Origin of the sequence: Mucilaginibacter sp. UYP27, from assembly GCF_040547175.1 — a bacterium.
Taxonomy (GTDB): Bacteria; Bacteroidota; Bacteroidia; order Sphingobacteriales; family Sphingobacteriaceae; genus Mucilaginibacter.
On record NZ_JBEPPE010000005.1, the window covers coordinates 286,958 to 302,827 of the forward strand.

13 protein-coding genes are annotated in these 15,870 nt (G+C 42.7%); 3 read left to right on the forward strand and 10 right to left on the reverse strand.

What is annotated here, in order from left to right; all coding sequences use genetic code 11:
* Positions 1-70: 70 nt before the first annotated feature.
* The 3 genes from ABIB39_RS17355 to ABIB39_RS17365 form a co-directional block, all read right to left on the reverse strand.
* Positions 71-1,975, reverse strand: coding sequence for a sialate O-acetylesterase (locus ABIB39_RS17355; protein ID WP_354431439.1), 1,905 nt, complete (start codon positions 1,973-1,975; stop codon positions 71-73).
* Between the two features lie 286 nt (positions 1,976-2,261).
* Positions 2,262-3,839: a family 43 glycosylhydrolase gene (locus ABIB39_RS17360; RefSeq protein WP_354431440.1), complete on the reverse strand. Its 1,578-nt coding sequence runs from the start codon at positions 3,837-3,839 to the stop codon at positions 2,262-2,264.
* Between the two features lie 292 nt (positions 3,840-4,131).
* Positions 4,132-4,485: a winged helix-turn-helix transcriptional regulator gene (locus ABIB39_RS17365; RefSeq protein WP_354431441.1), complete on the reverse strand. Its 354-nt coding sequence runs from the start codon at positions 4,483-4,485 to the stop codon at positions 4,132-4,134.
* 104 nt (positions 4,486-4,589) lie between these two features.
* On the opposite strand from ABIB39_RS17365, the gene ABIB39_RS17370 reads away from it, so the two are divergent.
* Positions 4,590-5,474: a PhzF family phenazine biosynthesis protein gene (locus ABIB39_RS17370; RefSeq protein ID WP_354431442.1), complete on the forward strand. Its 885-nt coding sequence runs from the start codon at positions 4,590-4,592 to the stop codon at positions 5,472-5,474.
* 276 nt (positions 5,475-5,750) lie between these two features.
* On the opposite strand, the gene ABIB39_RS17375 is transcribed toward ABIB39_RS17370, so the two are convergent.
* From ABIB39_RS17375 to ABIB39_RS17400, 6 genes are all read right to left on the reverse strand, one after another.
* Complete coding sequence (locus ABIB39_RS17375; RefSeq protein ID WP_354431443.1) at positions 5,751-5,942, reverse strand: NAD(P)H-dependent oxidoreductase; 192 nt, start codon at positions 5,940-5,942, stop codon at positions 5,751-5,753.
* Positions 5,943-6,225: 283 nt separating this feature from the next.
* Positions 6,226-7,923, reverse strand: a complete 1,698-nt coding sequence (locus ABIB39_RS17380) for a GMC oxidoreductase (protein WP_354431444.1) — start codon at positions 7,921-7,923, stop codon at positions 6,226-6,228.
* Between the two features lie 35 nt (positions 7,924-7,958).
* Positions 7,959-8,861: a sugar phosphate isomerase/epimerase family protein gene (locus tag ABIB39_RS17385; protein ID WP_354431445.1), complete on the reverse strand. Its 903-nt coding sequence runs from the start codon at positions 8,859-8,861 to the stop codon at positions 7,959-7,961.
* A 53-nt stretch (positions 8,862-8,914) separates the two neighbouring features.
* The gene (locus ABIB39_RS17390; protein ID WP_354431446.1) at positions 8,915-10,117 is read right to left on the reverse strand and encodes a Gfo/Idh/MocA family protein; all 1,203 of its coding nucleotides are present in this window, start codon (positions 10,115-10,117) and stop codon (positions 8,915-8,917) included.
* A gap of 176 nt (positions 10,118-10,293) precedes the next feature.
* On the reverse strand, positions 10,294-11,127 hold the full coding sequence (locus tag ABIB39_RS17395; RefSeq protein WP_354431447.1) for a sugar phosphate isomerase/epimerase family protein: 834 nt from the start codon (positions 11,125-11,127) through the stop codon (positions 10,294-10,296).
* 22 nt (positions 11,128-11,149) lie between these two features.
* A complete protein-coding gene (locus ABIB39_RS17400; protein ID WP_354431448.1) occupies positions 11,150-12,019 on the reverse strand; it encodes an AraC family transcriptional regulator in 870 nt (289 codons plus the stop codon).
* 120 nt (positions 12,020-12,139) lie between these two features.
* Here ABIB39_RS17400 and ABIB39_RS17405 point away from each other — a divergent pair, with 120 nt between their 5' ends.
* Together ABIB39_RS17405 and ABIB39_RS17410 are read left to right on the forward strand one after the other, a co-directional pair.
* Positions 12,140-12,997, forward strand: a complete 858-nt coding sequence (locus ABIB39_RS17405; protein ID WP_354431449.1) for a phytanoyl-CoA dioxygenase family protein — start codon at positions 12,140-12,142, stop codon at positions 12,995-12,997.
* A gap of 110 nt (positions 12,998-13,107) precedes the next feature.
* The gene (locus ABIB39_RS17410; protein ID WP_354431450.1) at positions 13,108-13,431 is read left to right on the forward strand and encodes a hypothetical protein; all 324 of its coding nucleotides are present in this window, start codon (positions 13,108-13,110) and stop codon (positions 13,429-13,431) included.
* Between the two features lie 359 nt (positions 13,432-13,790).
* Here ABIB39_RS17410 and ABIB39_RS17415 read toward each other — a convergent pair whose 3' ends face one another.
* Positions 13,791-15,854: a heavy metal translocating P-type ATPase gene (locus tag ABIB39_RS17415; protein WP_354431451.1), complete on the reverse strand. Its 2,064-nt coding sequence runs from the start codon at positions 15,852-15,854 to the stop codon at positions 13,791-13,793.
* Between the last annotated feature and the right edge of the window lie 16 nt (positions 15,855-15,870).

The following is a 15,870-nucleotide window of genomic DNA, read 5'->3' on the forward strand; positions in this document are numbered from 1 at the left end:
GCTATAAAAGAATTGCTGACCAATTAAAAAGCAGATTTCAGGTTATAAAATCATTATATTACCTCAACAACTATTTTTCAGAGGTAAATGTTGCCGCGGGCAATCCTTGCTTATTAAACAAAGTGGCACCGCTGCTGTTACTCCAGGCGTACCGTACATTGACCGGTTTAACCACAGCAGGGTTGCTAACTACAACTTTATTGTTAACAATTTTGGCATCTGCCTTTACATATATCTTATCTGCTCCGGCTATTTCAAAATTATCCATACCAGAAGGTGCGGCTATTAGGCCGCTCCCAATTGATTCAAACGCTATTGTAAGTTCATTGCCTGCAACGGTTGTTTTTTTATATATTGGCCCCGAAGCCACCAAATCCTTTTCACCATACTCATTTTTAAAGGCAAATCTGGCCAGCCTATCGCCCACCTCTTGTTTATGAGGTGGATGTGCCGTTTTTAAATATCCAATGTCTAATAAGCTTACCATCCCCGTTTTAGGGAGCGTTAAAGCATAACGTTGCGCGTCCCTTAACAATTGCCCTTGTTCATGCTGATCTTTCGCTGTATAAATGTAGGGTGCCAGTTGCACGTAATAGAATGGTAACTCTTCGCGCCATTTATTGCGCCAGTCTCTAATCAAATTTGGGAAGAGGCGTTTATACTGCTCTGCCCTGCCCACATTTGATTCTCCCTGGTACCAAACAATGCCCTTAAACGTAAATGGAATAAGCGGATTGATCATCGCGTTAAACAGCGAGGTGGGCGAGTTGCTGTTAAGCCGAGATGAGGCAGGCCGTTCAGCGATCTCGGTTTGTAGCCCATAGGTATAAATTTTCCCATCTGCTATTTCTGCTACTATTCGCGATCTCCAATCACCTTCGATAGATATCGTTTCGTCATTTTTACCGACGATAGTTATTGGCCCGTTAATTAGCCCTTGCCCGCGGGTATTGATAACGCGAATGGCGATATTGTTGGTTCCGGATAATAGCAGACCCTTTGGTATAGCTGTCTCGTGCGAAGTATTTTTAAACCCTCTGCCCTTAAGGCCCCCAATATATTTCCCGTTAATATAAATTGATTCCATATCATTTATGGAACCAATTTTTAAATTATGATCAGCCATTGCGTCTTGGATAACGAAGTCTTTTCGCAACCATATCACCCCGTCCAGTTCGTCCGAGCTTATTTGGTCAAATCTGCCGGGAAGCTTTATGGTAGCCCAACGCGAATCGCCAAATTCATTATCAGCTGCGGTTATGTCAGCAAAGCTAATGTCCTTCCACTGCTCTTCAGTTCGAGGTAATTCCTGTGAGGTTCGTTTCTTAAACCATGCATCTATCTGATCTTGTGTTGTTTTCTGGTCGGCCAATACCTGATTAAAATCTTTTATCTTGCTCAGGTAGCCTTCACTTGTCCATGCTTCGGCCGGTGTTCCTCCGATTGATGATTGAACTATACCTACCGGTACTCCTAACTTTTTATAAAGCGCCCTTGCATAAAAGTAAGCAGTTGCGCTAAAGTCGCCAGCTGTTTGTGGCGACGAAATGTTCCACTTACCTCCTGTCGAATCCAGTGGCGTTGTTGATATGCCAAAAGGAACTTTGTATAACCTTATTTTGGGATAATCAGCCTTACTGATCTCCAATGCCGAGTTAAATATAGTATCGCCCGGAGGCCAGCCTTTTAGTGGTATATCCATATTTGATTGCCCCGATGCCAACCAAACTTCACCTATCAGCACATCATTAATATCAATGTGGCTGTTTATTGTTTGTATGCTAATCGTAAACGGCCCGCCTGCTGTAGTCGTTGCCAGTTTTGCTATCCATTTCCCTGCCGCATTTGTTACAGCGGAGCATTGTTTGCCCCAACTACCCTTAATTAATACTTTTTGCCCGGCTGCCGCCCAGCCCCATATACTTACTTTAGCTTTTTGCTGTAGCACCATGTGGTCTGTAAATAAATGCGGCATTGTTAACCTTCTGTTGGCCGCATAGGTTGATGCGCTGAAAATCAAGATTAATAAAAATAAAATAATTCGATTTCTCATTTTGAAAGTAAATGATTCTGGCTTAAAAAGGGCTAAACATATAGAGTTTAAAATTAAACGTAGTTTCTTCTTCGGCAAAGATTTGGTTTGATAAGAATTATCACGAGAGAAAGACTTTCAAATTATGAAATATATCAATGCTCAATTTAAGTGAGGCGGCTATATCAATTTTAAAACTGAAATTATAAGTCTGTTACAAAATCTGGTCTTATTTTGTATTTATAATTTCGGAATCCAAGCCTTCATATTCGAAATTTACGAACTTAACTTCGCCGTCACCAATAGAAAAGAGCGCTGGTTTAAGATAACCCCAACCACCCAAAGTATTGGTTTCATATCCAGACATTTGACTTACTTGATCTAATCTCTTCCAATCTTTGCCATCCAAGCTGTAGTAGTATAATAAGTCATTGTGGTCGTTCTTTAGTCTAAGATAAACCATATCCTGTTTAATATCATCAGATACCCTGTTTTTTTGTCCTCTGTTATTTACTCTATAGATGTGATGATCGGAAAATTCTAATCCGGCATAATATTCTCGATCGTAATACAAAATCAAACCCCCACTTGCAGTATTCGTTTCTGTACCTAGCCGGACTGTTACTTGATAAGAGGCATTTCCGGGCATTATTGGCAAAGGTTGGGTTTCGTAGATAGATTTTCCTAAGCCGCTAATTGTTAAGCTCCCATTGTTAACTTTAAATCGCTCTTTATACTCATTTTTTAGCACATTCCATTGATCGCCGAGTTGGTTACCTTCAAAGTTGTCAGACAACTTCATGCCATGATTTACTGCTTCACCTATGGGCTTTTTTAACGGCTTTGCAACGTCTATGCTATCTGGAACCTTGCACCAGCCATCTTTTGTCCATTCAATGGGTAATAACAAAGTTTGCCTGCCAATTGTCTTATTGGCATTTTCAAATCCATGAAAAACGATCCACCATTTTCCATCCGGAGAATCCACAAGTGTCCCATGTCCAATTGATGCCCACTTGTTGTCTCTGTTTGTATTTCTAACGATTGGATTGTAAGGACTGTTCTCCCAGGGGCCAAATGGCGTTTTAGAACGTGCGGAAATCACCATGTGGCTTGTAGCTGGCCCTGCGGTCCCGCCCTCAGCAGCCGTGATATAATAATAGCCATTATGATAGGTGAATTTGGGAGATTCCAAACAAGAGCATTCCAAAATCCAGTCTTTGGGAAAAACCCAACCTTCATAATTTTTTTTCCTTGTGCCGATTATACTTAAGCCATCATCTGCCAATGAAACCATATCCCCGCCGGCTAAATTCAGAAATCTTTTTCCGTCTTGTCCGGCAACGTGTCCCGGATCTATCCCTCCAATTTTTAAATCAATAGGCTTACTCCAAGGACCTGCAGGATTCTTTGCAGTTACCACCCAATTGGTACCACCCGCTGGGAAATAAATGTAAAATAGCCCTTTATATTTTATAATATCCGGGGCCCAAACGCCCCCAACAAATTCGGTTAAAGCATTTGCTATGGGTTTCCAACTTACCAAATCGTACGATTGCCAAACCAATAAGCCCGGCATGTTGTCGAAAGATGAATGAGTCATGTAATAATTTTTGCCATCTCTTACCACAGATGGATCTGCATAATTCCCCCTTAAAATGGGGTTTTCAAAATAGCCATTGCCTAAATCCGCACAATATTGGTTTTCTACGCTCTTTATCTTACTTTTTAATTGGCTATGAGAAACAAGTCCGTTAAATATTAGAAGAGCTAAAAGGCCACATTTTTTGATTTTTTGGTTCATCATTTGGATCTAACTTGGTTTGTAATGACTGGCAAGTAAGCAAAAAAAGAATGCAAATTTTAGTTAAATCGTACCGAAATTTATTCAATATATTCATTTTTTTGGCCAACTTGATGTATCCAAACAGCGCCCAAAGCAAACCCAATCGTCAATTAAAAGGAATTACGCTGCTGGATCAATTTAATAGGTAAATTACTATAGTGAATTTCAGTAATTGAGTTAAAAATATCCGGTCAATTTTTGAAGCGACATCTAAATATAACGTGCTTGTAATTTATTACTTAACGTTAGTGAATTATTTTATCTTCTGCCGATGGTTTAGGCCCCAGTCCACCAGCGTTTCTGTTACCGGGAAAACGCTCAAGCCATACTCCGTAATGGCATAATTAACTGTAACAGGCCTGGTACTCATAACTGTTCGGGTGACAAGCAGGTTGATTTCCAGTTCATGAAGTTCCTTTGACAACATTTTTGCTGATATACCTTCTACCTCCCGTTGAATTTTTTTGAACGTATTTTTTTCGTCAATATGATTGTTGAGCTGCCGCATGATCCGCAACTTCCATTTACCACCCAATACTTCAAGGCTATCCCTTATGGCCGCTAATTCCTGTTCGCAGGTCGGCTGCTGTTTGTCTGATCTTTCCATAAATAATTAGTTGGTTAACAAAAGGTAACCGGTAACCTTTTGTTAACTAATAACAAAAATAAATTATAAGGTTCTAATTTTGAGCATTCTTTAAATAAAAGAAAATGAAAAAATTAGATTACTATATACTTGATGTATTTACCGACGAAAAATTTAAAGGAAATCAGTTGTCAGTGGTATATACAAATGAAGAACTGGAATTGGATCAATATTACGATATCGCCCGCGAATTCGGTTATTCAGAGACTTCTTTTATAAGCCATGACACAGTGGTTAACGCATTAAAGGTGCGGTCTTTCACTCCGGCGAAATATGAGATAACTGGCGCGGGCCATAACCTTTTGGGTGCTGTATGCCTGGCACTGCTTAAAAAATGGAATATCTTCAATGGACAGGAGGGAGTTGAGTGGGTACTTATGGCGGGGGAAAAGATACCGCTGCAAATTACGGAAAAAAATGGCCTGCCCTATGTTGGTATGAAACAGCGACAAGCACAAATAATAGGCACTGCGCCAATTGAGGTGATTGCAGAAGCAATCGGTTTGAATACAACTGATCTCCAATTGAACGACTGGCAAATTAAAACGGTAAAAACAGAAGTTGGGCATCTGATGGTACCGGTCTGCAATCAAGAAGCCTTAAAAAGGGCGATATTAAATAAGCGGCTTTTAAAAGAGGCTGCGGCAAATTTTGGATTTGAAGGCTGTTATATGTTTACTACCGAACAACCAAATAAAGATTATATGGCACAGGCCCGGTTTTTTAACCCAAGTATTGGGATTGACGAGGATCCTGCTACAGGAACAGCAGCAGGCCCCTTAGCCGGTTACCTCGAAAAGCTGGGCTATATCGAAAAAGACAGCGACTATTATATTGTGCAAGGTATATTCGTTAATCAGCCATCCACCGTTCGGGTTAAGGTAGTTGATGATGGAATCTGGGTAAGCGGTTCCTCGGTTATTGTAATGGAAGGGAGTTTGTTATTATAGGATATTTGATGTTTATTAAACCGATTGCAAATTTAAATGAGATACAATCGAAGTGTTACAATAAGGAACGGCGAATATACACCGGGGGGAAGCTGATTCTATCATTATCGTTGGTGTCTGCGAAATTTTCAACTTCTGAAACCCATTTTAATCTGGTCAAGTCTTCGAGTTTTTAATAATTCCAAAATATGAAACTTTAACAGGATGATTCCCACAAAATTGAAATGTTGATTTTTTAAGCTAATTTACACTTGGTCGGCCATGAAACAACCAATATTAACAACTTGGTTGATCCAGTATAGTAATGATATGAGCGGTTTTGCCTTTCAAAAACTTGTTCCAGAAAATCGAGATTGTTCTATACTGAAAGGCCATTCCATCCAAAAAAAGTCTATCAATAAATCCTTTCATAATTGCTGGAATGCACCCTACAAAACGGGATGAATTCAAATTATATGATTTGCCCATTTGATTTTCTCCCAAGCATCTAATGTGTCGAACTGCGAATTACGGAGAGCATATTATTAGTACTATTTTTTAAGCCATTGTGCATCTAAAACCACTTTATAAATGTCTTGAGAATTTCGCCCCAATACCATTTTTTAGCATTTAAATTATGTGAACGATTCGATCACATGCTTGATGTAACGGTTAACAGCTTAACATCGTTAAAACGTTTCCATGATAAAGCTGACTCGCAAATGGGTTTTAGCAGTAGTTATGCAAGCCGTTAACACAATTAAGCGCATAATTATAGGTTGTTTCTTTTTAATTCCGCTATCGCAAAATCAACTGCACGGGCCGTTAAAGCCATATAAGTTAATGAAGGGTTTTGGCATGCGGTTGATGTCATACATGCCCCATCGGTAACAAAAACATTTGGCGCGCCCCAAACCTGGTTATGCTCATTTAGTACAGAGGTGTTTAAGTCTTTGCCCATGCGGGCCGTTCCCATTTCATGTATGCCTAATCCTGGCGCCTGTTCAGAATCTTTGACCGTTATGTTTTTAAATCCGGCTGTTGTAAGCATTTCCTGTCCGTTACTTAATATATCTTCCAGCATTTTAAGCTCGTTTTCTTTATAAGAGCAGTCTATTTCCAATAGGGGCATGCCCCATGAATCGTGCTTGTCTTTGCTAAGCGTTACTTTATTATCATGATAGGGTAAACATTCGCCCATGCCCACCATATGCATCTGCCAGTTTCCCGGTTCTGTGAGCGCCTCTTTATAACCCGCCCCGATACTTTGTTCCTGCACATTCCCGGTTACCCTGGAACCGCTGCCAGCAAAGGCAAAGCCACGGATATATTCCGTGCGCCTATCACCGTTTAGGTTGGTAAAGCGCGGTACGTATATACCGGTAGGCCTTCTGCCATAAGTATATTTATCTTGCAAGCCTTCATATTCGGCAGTTACACTGCCCCGGTAATTATGATCCATCAGGAAATGTCCCAATACGCCGCTACGGTTTCCCAATCCGTTTGGAAATGAAGTAGATATTGAATTTTTCAGTATCAAAGTTGTATTTAGTGTTCCTGCGTTTACAAATATGATCTTCGCAAAATACTCGGACATTTGATGCGTATTGGCATCTATTACCCTTACACCGGTTGCTTTTTGCAGTTTCTCATCGTAAATGATAGAATGCACCACAGAGAAAGGCCTCAAAATCAAATTTCCGCTGGCTTTTGCAGCCGGCAAAGTAGCTGATACGCTGCTGAAATAGCCCGCAAACGGGCAACCCCTAAAACACATATCGCGATACTGGCAGGGCCCTCTTCCCTTTAGCCCTTTTGTAAGGTTCGCCGTTCTTGAGATAATAACATGCCTTTGCGGAAAGCGCGTTTCAACAGCTTGCTTAAAATGTTTTTCTATTGCATTCATTTCCATGGGCGGCTGAAATTCTCCGTCGGGCAAGTGCGGGATACCGTCGCGATTGCCGCTAATGCCGACGAATTTTTCGACATAGGAATACCAGGGTGCTAAATCTTTATACCTGATGGGCCAGTCAATCGCTATACCATCTTTTAAATTAGCTTCAAAGTCGAGGTCGCTCCAGCGTTGTGTCCACCTGCCCCACAACAAAGATTTCCCACCTACCTGGTAGGCTTTTATCCAGTCAAATGGTTTTACTTGGAAGTAAGGGTGCTCCTTGTCTTTCACAAAAAAATGTCTGGTTGCTTCGGTATAAGCGTAGCACCTGGAAACAATGGGGTTTTCTTCTTTATCCTTTAGCGTAAGATTGTTGTGATGCTCAAATTCCCAAGGTGCCATGGTGGCGGTAGGATAGTCTTTGATGTGTTCGATATTCCTGCCACGCTCTAAAACCAGCGTTTTAAGGCCTTTTTCGCAAAGTTCCTTTGCAGCCCATCCGCCACTCATGCCAGAGCCGACAACTATGGCGTCAAAGGTATGTTGTTCGGTGCCTTTTGTATTAATGTTCGGCATGCTATTATTGACCAATTTCTTTAAATAATTACCAGTTACCAACCAAAAGTGTCTCTTACATACAGCCTGCTTTTCTTCCAGTCATCTTTTATTGGGTTAACGGGCGGTGCGTCGAAAGCCAGTTCAATAGCGGCCCTGCCTTTGAAGTCCACCTTTTTTAACGCCGCGGCGATGGCCTTGAAATTGATCGTTCCATCTCCAACCGCTTCCGTCCATTTACCATCAGCTTTCTGATCGCGGATATGCATATACACCATTTGATGGCCGTAAGTATTAATAAAATTAACAGGGTCAATGCCTGCCCTCACCAACCAGTTCAGGTCTGGGCCCAGTTCTATACCGGGAATACGTGCCATGGTACTTTTTAAATCATGCATGTTATTTTCAACCTCATAGGTATGGTTATGCAGGTTTGGTTGTATTTTGTTTTTATCACAAATCTTCCATATTTCTTTTAAAACTTCGGCCTGGGCATCCAATTCGTCTTCGGTTTTTTTATGGCGCGCATCACCCACTGATATGCCGAAGGTTTTGCCGCCGGCCTGGTGCAATCTCTGGGTAATCAGATTTACATCGTCCAGTATTTGGGCGTATTTGCTTTTATTCCACATATCTGCGCCATAGCTGCTGCCAGTTACCGGCACGCCGTATTTGCCACTTAGGTCGAGCAATTTTTGTACGGCGTCATCGTGCCTTAAGATAGCCTCCATCAATTCCAAACCATCTATGCCGGCATATTTGAAATCGCTGAAAATTGTTTCGAGTACCGGCGTGCAATCGTAACCGCTTTCGGGCGGATACTTGCTGGCGTATATCCAAAGGTGGCCGCTAACCGGCACGGTTTTATTGAAGTTACCGGCCACTACGGTTTTTGTTAATGCCGCACCAGCCAGCAAGGCTGATGAGTCTATAATAAAGCGGCGGCGTGATTGATTCATATAGCTTTGTTAATGATTTGATGAGAGGCCTAAAGCCGTTTAGCAAAAGGAGATTAAACGTTTGAGCTGATAATGCTGACTTTGCTGACAACCCCTGTTGCCTTATCCTTGAGAATACGGCTGATGTTTCCGTCGGGTAATATCTCTTCCTTGATCAGGTAATGATGCTCGTCATAATCGTGGTAACTTATCGAATGTGCTTCTGCTTCAGTACCACGCCACACGGGCAAATCAACAGGTACCCAGGTACCCGATGCTGCAGATTTGTAGGCTGCATCAATCAGGCAGTTAACTACATACCCATCGTAAAATGTTTCTGAAGGTTCCCGGTGGTTTTCAATGGCGTCAAACATATCAGTAAACATGTGGCTATAACCCAACTCATGCACCTCATCGCCTACCGGGAAAAGCCAACCGCTGTTCGATTCGGCTTTTTCGGCTACATAACCAGCTCCCTTGCCAGTGCTGAACATCTCAAACCCGGTACGTAAAAAGCTATTGAGCCAAATTGTACCTTCTGTTCCCATTACTTCGTCCCTTAAGTCCATCCCTCCGCGAAAGCACCAACTCACTTCAAACTGGCCTATTGCGCCATTTGCGTATTTTACTAATCCGATGGCATGGTCTTCGGCGGCTATGGGGTGCACCTGGGTTGCGGCCCAGCACATTACCTCAACAGGTTTAACGCCTTTACCAATAAAATTTCTGGCAATCTCCATACAATGGCAGCCCAGATCAATAATAGCCCCACCTCCCGATTTTTCCTTATCCCAAAACCAGTCGCTGTGCGGGCCGGGATGGGCTTCTCTTGATTTTGCCCACAACACGCGGCCAATGCTATTGTTCTTTACGCTTGCCAGTGATTTTAAAAACTTAGGGGTGTAGCAGAGGTCCTCAAGATAGCCACCCATAATTCCGGCTTTTTCTACCAATTCCATCATTAATTTGGCTTCTTCGCCGGTGCGGCCCAATGGCTTGGTGCATAAAACATGCTTACGGGCTTTAGCACATGCTTCAATCGCGGCAAAATGAAGGTGGTTGGCAAGCGCAATGATCACCACATCAACTTCGGGGTGGTTAACCGCTTCTGCCATATCCGTAAAAAAATGGGGCACATCATAATCGCCCGCAAATTTTTCGGCATTGGCTTTAGTGCGCGAGTAAACAACGTGCAGCGTGTCTTTTCTACGCTGCCCAGCGAGGGTATCCGCATAAAATCGGGCAATGAATCCCGATCCAAGTATTGCTATTCTCATAAACTTTTAGAATAATTCAGGTCAATCATCAGGTTTCCGTACAGCTTGCCAAAATATTGGCAAATTGTACGTAGGAAATCTGAGAGAGAGATTTAGTTGATTTAACAATTCAAAATAGCTGCATTTATTTGAAGTAAACTACCTTGTAGCTGTTCTGAAATGATACTTTTCTAACATTAACGTTCATCAATAGTAGGATACCGTTTTCTTAGAATTTCCATCATGTGCACGTTGATATCCCACTGGCTGGCTATCGGCTGATGCGAACCGGGCAAAAGCGTAGTGTAAGGAGGTGCTCCGAATTCCGGGGTGATTGTAAAATCAGAAGCCCCTTGTTGGCGCTTTAGTTTAATCACGCGATCCCACCAGCCCAAATGGTGTTGCAGAGCAACGGCCCAAAGTGGATCTCTCGGGTCGGGGACCTGCGGCCCTTCGGTGTGCCCGATACGCGCATGGAGATGATCCGTATGGTTTATGGCCAGTTCAACGGCTTCCGGCTGGTCTTCCAGATAGGTTTCCGCCACATTGCACCAATGTGAAATATCCAGGGTGATCCTGATTTCCGGGTTTTGTTGGAGGTAGGTTTTTGTAATATGGGCCGCGAAACTCCATTTACCGCGATGTGTTTCGTGTATGATAGGTATACCGGCCCGAATGCTGACCTCCTTTGCCCGTTCGATTAACTCGAGGTTTTGATCCATTGTAAAATGATCTTTGCCTGTTTGCGAGTTAATAAACAGCGGATCGCCTGAAACCAGGCTCAGTAAGTTTTTTTCGTAAACCTTAATATGCGTTTGAAAATCCGCATCCACAGTTTGCCAGTGCTGCCCTATGAATAATAAGTTATATAGTTTTAGTCCCGTTTGAATGATCGATTTCTCTTCGCTGGTTAACGCTGGCGGAAATCCCATTTCAACGCCATCGTAACCGGCATCTTTTACTTTTTTAAAAAAAACATCCCATGGTAAGTTCTCCGAACCCCAGCGTGGGCAAAAAAAATGGATTTTCATAGATTGGCTATCTTTTAATTATTTAGGGTTTAATAAAATACTGGTTTTTGTAAGCTAAAGGGCTCAATCCATAAAGCTCTTTAAATTGCCGGTTAAAGTTGGATAAGTTGTTAAACCCCGATCCAAAACATATTTCCGAAACACTTTTGTCGGTATCAACCAGTAGCCTAGAGGCATGGCTAAGCCTAACTTCGTTTACGAAGGCTGAAAACGTTTTGCGGGTGCGCTGACTAAAATACCGCGAAAATGAATTTTCGGCCATGTGTACCAAACCTGCTACTTCTGTGACGCTAATCTCCGACAGGAAATTTTTCATCACGTATTCAAATACCTTGCTCAGCCTTTCAGATTCCTTGTCGTTCTCGCCTTTAACAGGCTGATTGGAGATGTTCCTCTTGTCCTTTGTCTCAGCCAGCGTATGTAAAATATCGAGGAGCTTTAAGAGCCGCGGAACGCCTTTTAGTTCGAGTAGTTGATGCATCTGTTCGGCCACTATGGCGTTTGCCCTGCCTTTTATATCAAGCCCCATCGCCGACCTGCTTAAAAGTTCCCTTATCTTTCTACAGGCTGGCAAAGCCAAAAAGTCGTCGCCTATGGAACTTGCCAGGAAGTGGATAACAATAGAGCTTGCCCTTAAACCGGATTGGGGCTGATAATAGGGTGGGTCGTTGCGGTACAAATGAGGCACATTCGGGCCAATCAAAGCGAGGTCGCCCGGGCTAAAGCTTTTGATATTATCCCCTATAAAACGCTTGCCCGTACTTTCGGTTACCAGCACAAGTTCATATTCGGGGTGGTAATGCCAGGGCGTAGGATAATAATCATAGTCGAAATATTTTACGACGAACGATTCTTCTTCCTCCCTTGGCAAATATTCGAGTACGGGTTTCATTTTAAATTTTTTGTAATGATAGGAAAAAAATACAATGTTAGGAAAGTATCAATTTTAGCATACCTTGTTGTGGATGCTTTTTGCTTTAGCAAGTAAGTTTGCTTAATAATAACTCAAATTATGTCAGATCGTCAATTAACCACCGAACAAATAGCTGCCTACAATCGGGATGGCTATATCGTAATAAAAAGCTTTTGCAGCCGGCCCGAAGCTGAAAAGTTGTACCAGACAGCTCTACAGGATGATGCCATGAAAAAAAACGCGCTCGACCTGAACGACCAGACCGGCAAGAAGACAAAGCTTTCGTTATGGTTTACGCCCGGCGATAATGTATTTGGATATTTAACGCGAAGCGAAAAAATGGTGAAATCAGTTACCGCTTTATTAGATAGCACAGCCCCGGTATGCCACTTTCATTCTAAATTGATGCAAAAAGAACCCAAGGTTGGCGGGGCATGGGAATGGCACCAGGATTATGGTTACTGGTACAAAAACCAGTTTATGTTTCCTGATCAGTTGATCAGCGTGATGATAGCGCTAACCCCGGCTAATAAAGCTAATGGCGGGCTACAGGTTATTAAAGGTTCTCATAAATTAGGCAGGGTGAATCATGGTTTTTCAGGCGAACAGGTAGGGGCCGATATGGTGATGGTAGAAAACGCGTTAAAAACAATGGAATTGGTTTATTGCGCACTGGAGCCAGGAGATGCACTTATATTCCATAGCAATTTGCTTCACCGCTCGGAGGCAAACTTGTCAGACCATCCCCGCTGGTCCATCATTTCCTGCTATAGTTCGCAGTCTAACCTCGCCTACAGCGAAACCTCTACATCATGGAAAACGCCTGTAAAAATTGTGCCGGATAGTGCGATACTTGAGTGGGAAACTGTGGAAACCGCCGCAGTCGATTTTTTAGTGAAAGAAAACGACCCGGCATTGAAAGAAACCGGATGGGAGAATAGAGTTAAAACAGTTTAGCAAACGTTCGTTTTCATCTTTGTCTGCAATATCTTCAGTAAAAACCCCCATTAATTGATGGGCTTCAACTAAATAATAGTTTGGTCACCATCCGTCATTGAAGTTTACTTATGAAAAAACATTTCCTTTTGGCGTTCAATTTAATTTTCATGACTGTGTCTGCATTTTGCCAAACGCTTTCAGGGCAACTGAGTGATTGTAAAGCAACGCTAAAAGATGGAACCCTTACTCTGGAGAATAATTGCCTCAGCCGCAGTTATAAATGGGATGAGGGAGCTATACGAAGCATCTCTTTAACGGATAAAACCACGGGGCGAAAGTGGGAGTTGGCTGGCAGCAATGCCGATAATTATTTCCCGGGTGCAGGTAAACGACTCACGGTAGCTTTAAAGTTGATAGTATACCGGCAAACAGTACAACCCCCGCATTTTTAAAAGCGGAGGTTTATGTAAAATTAGGCACCCTTGAAGTTAAGAGAGTATTCAGGATCTATGAAAATTGTAATGCTATGGCGTGTGATCACTATCTTATTAGAAGGATCGACAATAAATAATGTAGATTGTATAAATAAATTACTTATTAAAGATACTAGGAATAAGGAAGTCATTGAATTAAGTACAACGAAAATTGCTGGCTTCGATCAATATATTTCCGATCATTCCACCATTAAAATAAAGCTCCTGTTCTTCGATTTTAACTGAATCAGTTAGCTATTTGTAAGCTTATATAGCGCACCCAAGAAACATGAAAATCCTGCCCAAAATAGCGTTATTAAGGTCTTACACCTTTCTATTTATTTGCGAGAGTATTGATAAACCAGCAACCGCAATCCGTTAAACACGACTACTAGGGTTGACCCCTCATGTCCAACAACGGCCGGGCCAATTCCGGAAATACCTAAGATAGTTAAGGGTATCAAAACAGCTACCATCCCTAAACTGATCACCAAGTTTTGTTTAATGATCCGGCGGGACTGACGGCTTAAACCTATAGCGAATGGCAGGTTATCCAGCCGGTCAGCCATTAAAGCAACATCTGCCGTTTCTAAAGCTACATCAGAGCCTGCTGCACCCATTGCGATACCTACAGTGCTTTTTTCCATAGCAGGGGCATCATTTACACCGTCACCGATCATGGCGACCTTCTTTTCTTTTTTGATCAGATCCTGTACTGCTTTAACCTTTTCTTCGGGAAGCAGACCGCCCATCGCATCGGTGATGCCTATTTGTTTAGCGACGGCCTCCGCTACCTGTTGATTATCACCGGTCAGCATGATCATTCGTTTAATTCCCAGGTCTTTCAGTTCCTGTAAGGTTTTCTTCGCTTCTTTTCGCGGTACATCCATTAGGGAGATCAAACCAATAATTTCGCCATCCTGCTCGACAAGCATGGTGGTATTGCCTTCTTTTTCCAGTTTTTCAACCTGGGCATGCACCTCATCGGAAAGTTTTTTAAATAAACTGCGATTACCGATAATGATCTTCTTACTACCAACGGTTGCTTTGACCCCATGCCCGGTAACCGCTTGCAGGTTCTTGGCTGACGGAATATCCTTCTGCTTTAATCGTTCCAAACCGCCTTTGACAATTGCCGCAGCTAATGGGTGATCGCTTAATTTTTCAACAGCGATTGCGATCTCCAAAACCTCATCTTCGGATAGTTTGGCTAATGCCACCACGCCCGTTAGCTGTGGTTTTCCTTCAGTAAGCGTGCCGGTTTTATCAAAAGCGATAGCAGTCAGCCCGCCTAATTCTTCCAATGGCCCGCCGCCTTTAATCAGTACACCGCTTCGCGCCGCACGGGCGATGGCGCTTAAAACCGCGCTTGGTGTAGAAATGGCCAAAGCGCAGGGACTGGCAGCCACCAATACGGCCATTGCCCGGTAAAAGCTTTTGCTGAAGGGTTCATCAATCACGAGAAAGGCCAGTAATAATAGCCCGACCAGTATCAGTACACCCGGCACATAATATTTTTGAAGTTTATCGGTGAACAACTGCGTGGGCGATTTTTGTGCTTCCGTATCGTTCACCAGTTTAACTAACCTTGATAAGGTTGAATCAGCGGCCAGTTTAGTCACCTTTACTTCCAGTACCTGGCTACCGTTGATCGTTCCGGCAAATACTTTATTTTCGGCTTTGAGTGTTTTATCATCATGGTCTTTGTCCGGATCGGCAACCGGTGATTTATCAACCGGCACACTTTCACCCGTGATCGGTGCCTGGTTAACACTGCTTTCTCCTTTGATCACGGCACCGTCGGCAGAGATCTTGCTGTTTGGTTTGATAATGATGATATCGCCTAAAACCAATTCTTCGATCGGTACTTCTGTTTCTTTACCATCCCGGCGGACTATGGCTGTTTTAGGCGCCAGGTCTGCCAGTGCCGCAATAGATTTGGTAGCTTTTCCCATGGCATAATGTTCCAGCGAATAGCCGAAACTGAACAGGAATAACAATAAAGCACCTTCAGCCCATTGTCCCAAAAATGCCGCCCCCACAGCGGCAACCAGCATCAAAAAGTCGATCTCAAACTGTCCCTTGCTGATCGCTTCGTAAGCTTCTTTAGTGGTATAAAATCCGCCAAAGAAATAACCGATACCGTATAATATCGTACTGGTGAGGGGGGGCAGCGCGTGTACGATTGATAAGCTAAAGCCTAACGTAAGGAAGACACCAGAAAGCGCCGCAAATATGAGTTCCGTGTTCTTGCCGAAAATGCCTCCATGCTCGTGATCGTGACCAGCTTCGTTTCCTTCATGCTCATGATCGTGTTTCTCCTCTTTATCTTTTGTAGTGGATAAATCAATGCTGGGTTGTTTTTTTACCTTTTTGACTGTATGTTGGGTTTGCTTTTTCATAGGTTATATTATTCGT

Excerpts from the sequence above, each read along its gene's own strand:
- ABIB39_RS17355 (WP_354431439.1), bottom strand. The coding sequence starts at position 1,975 with ATGCCGCATTTATTTACAGACCACATGGTGCTACAGCAAAAAGCTAAA.
- ABIB39_RS17360 (WP_354431440.1), bottom strand. The coding sequence starts at position 3,839 with ATGATGAACCAAAAAATCAAAAAATGTGGCCTTTTAGCTCTTCTAATA.
- ABIB39_RS17365 (WP_354431441.1), bottom strand. The coding sequence starts at position 4,485 with ATGGAAAGATCAGACAAACAGCAGCCGACCTGCGAACAGGAATTAGCG.
- ABIB39_RS17370 (WP_354431442.1), top strand. The coding sequence starts at position 4,590 with ATGAAAAAATTAGATTACTATATACTTGATGTATTTACCGACGAAAAA.
- ABIB39_RS17375 (WP_354431443.1), bottom strand. The coding sequence starts at position 5,942 with ATGGGCAAATCATATAATTTGAATTCATCCCGTTTTGTAGGGTGCATT.
- ABIB39_RS17380 (WP_354431444.1), bottom strand. The coding sequence starts at position 7,923 with ATGCCGAACATTAATACAAAAGGCACCGAACAACATACCTTTGACGCC.
- ABIB39_RS17385 (WP_354431445.1), bottom strand. The coding sequence starts at position 8,861 with ATGAATCAATCACGCCGCCGCTTTATTATAGACTCATCAGCCTTGCTG.
- ABIB39_RS17390 (WP_354431446.1), bottom strand. The coding sequence starts at position 10,117 with ATGAGAATAGCAATACTTGGATCGGGATTCATTGCCCGATTTTATGCG.
- ABIB39_RS17395 (WP_354431447.1), bottom strand. The coding sequence starts at position 11,127 with ATGAAAATCCATTTTTTTTGCCCACGCTGGGGTTCGGAGAACTTACCA.
- ABIB39_RS17400 (WP_354431448.1), bottom strand. The coding sequence starts at position 12,019 with ATGAAACCCGTACTCGAATATTTGCCAAGGGAGGAAGAAGAATCGTTC.
- ABIB39_RS17405 (WP_354431449.1), top strand. The coding sequence starts at position 12,140 with ATGTCAGATCGTCAATTAACCACCGAACAAATAGCTGCCTACAATCGG.
- ABIB39_RS17410 (WP_354431450.1), top strand. The coding sequence starts at position 13,108 with ATGAAAAAACATTTCCTTTTGGCGTTCAATTTAATTTTCATGACTGTG.
- ABIB39_RS17415 (WP_354431451.1), bottom strand. The coding sequence starts at position 15,854 with ATGAAAAAGCAAACCCAACATACAGTCAAAAAGGTAAAAAAACAACCC.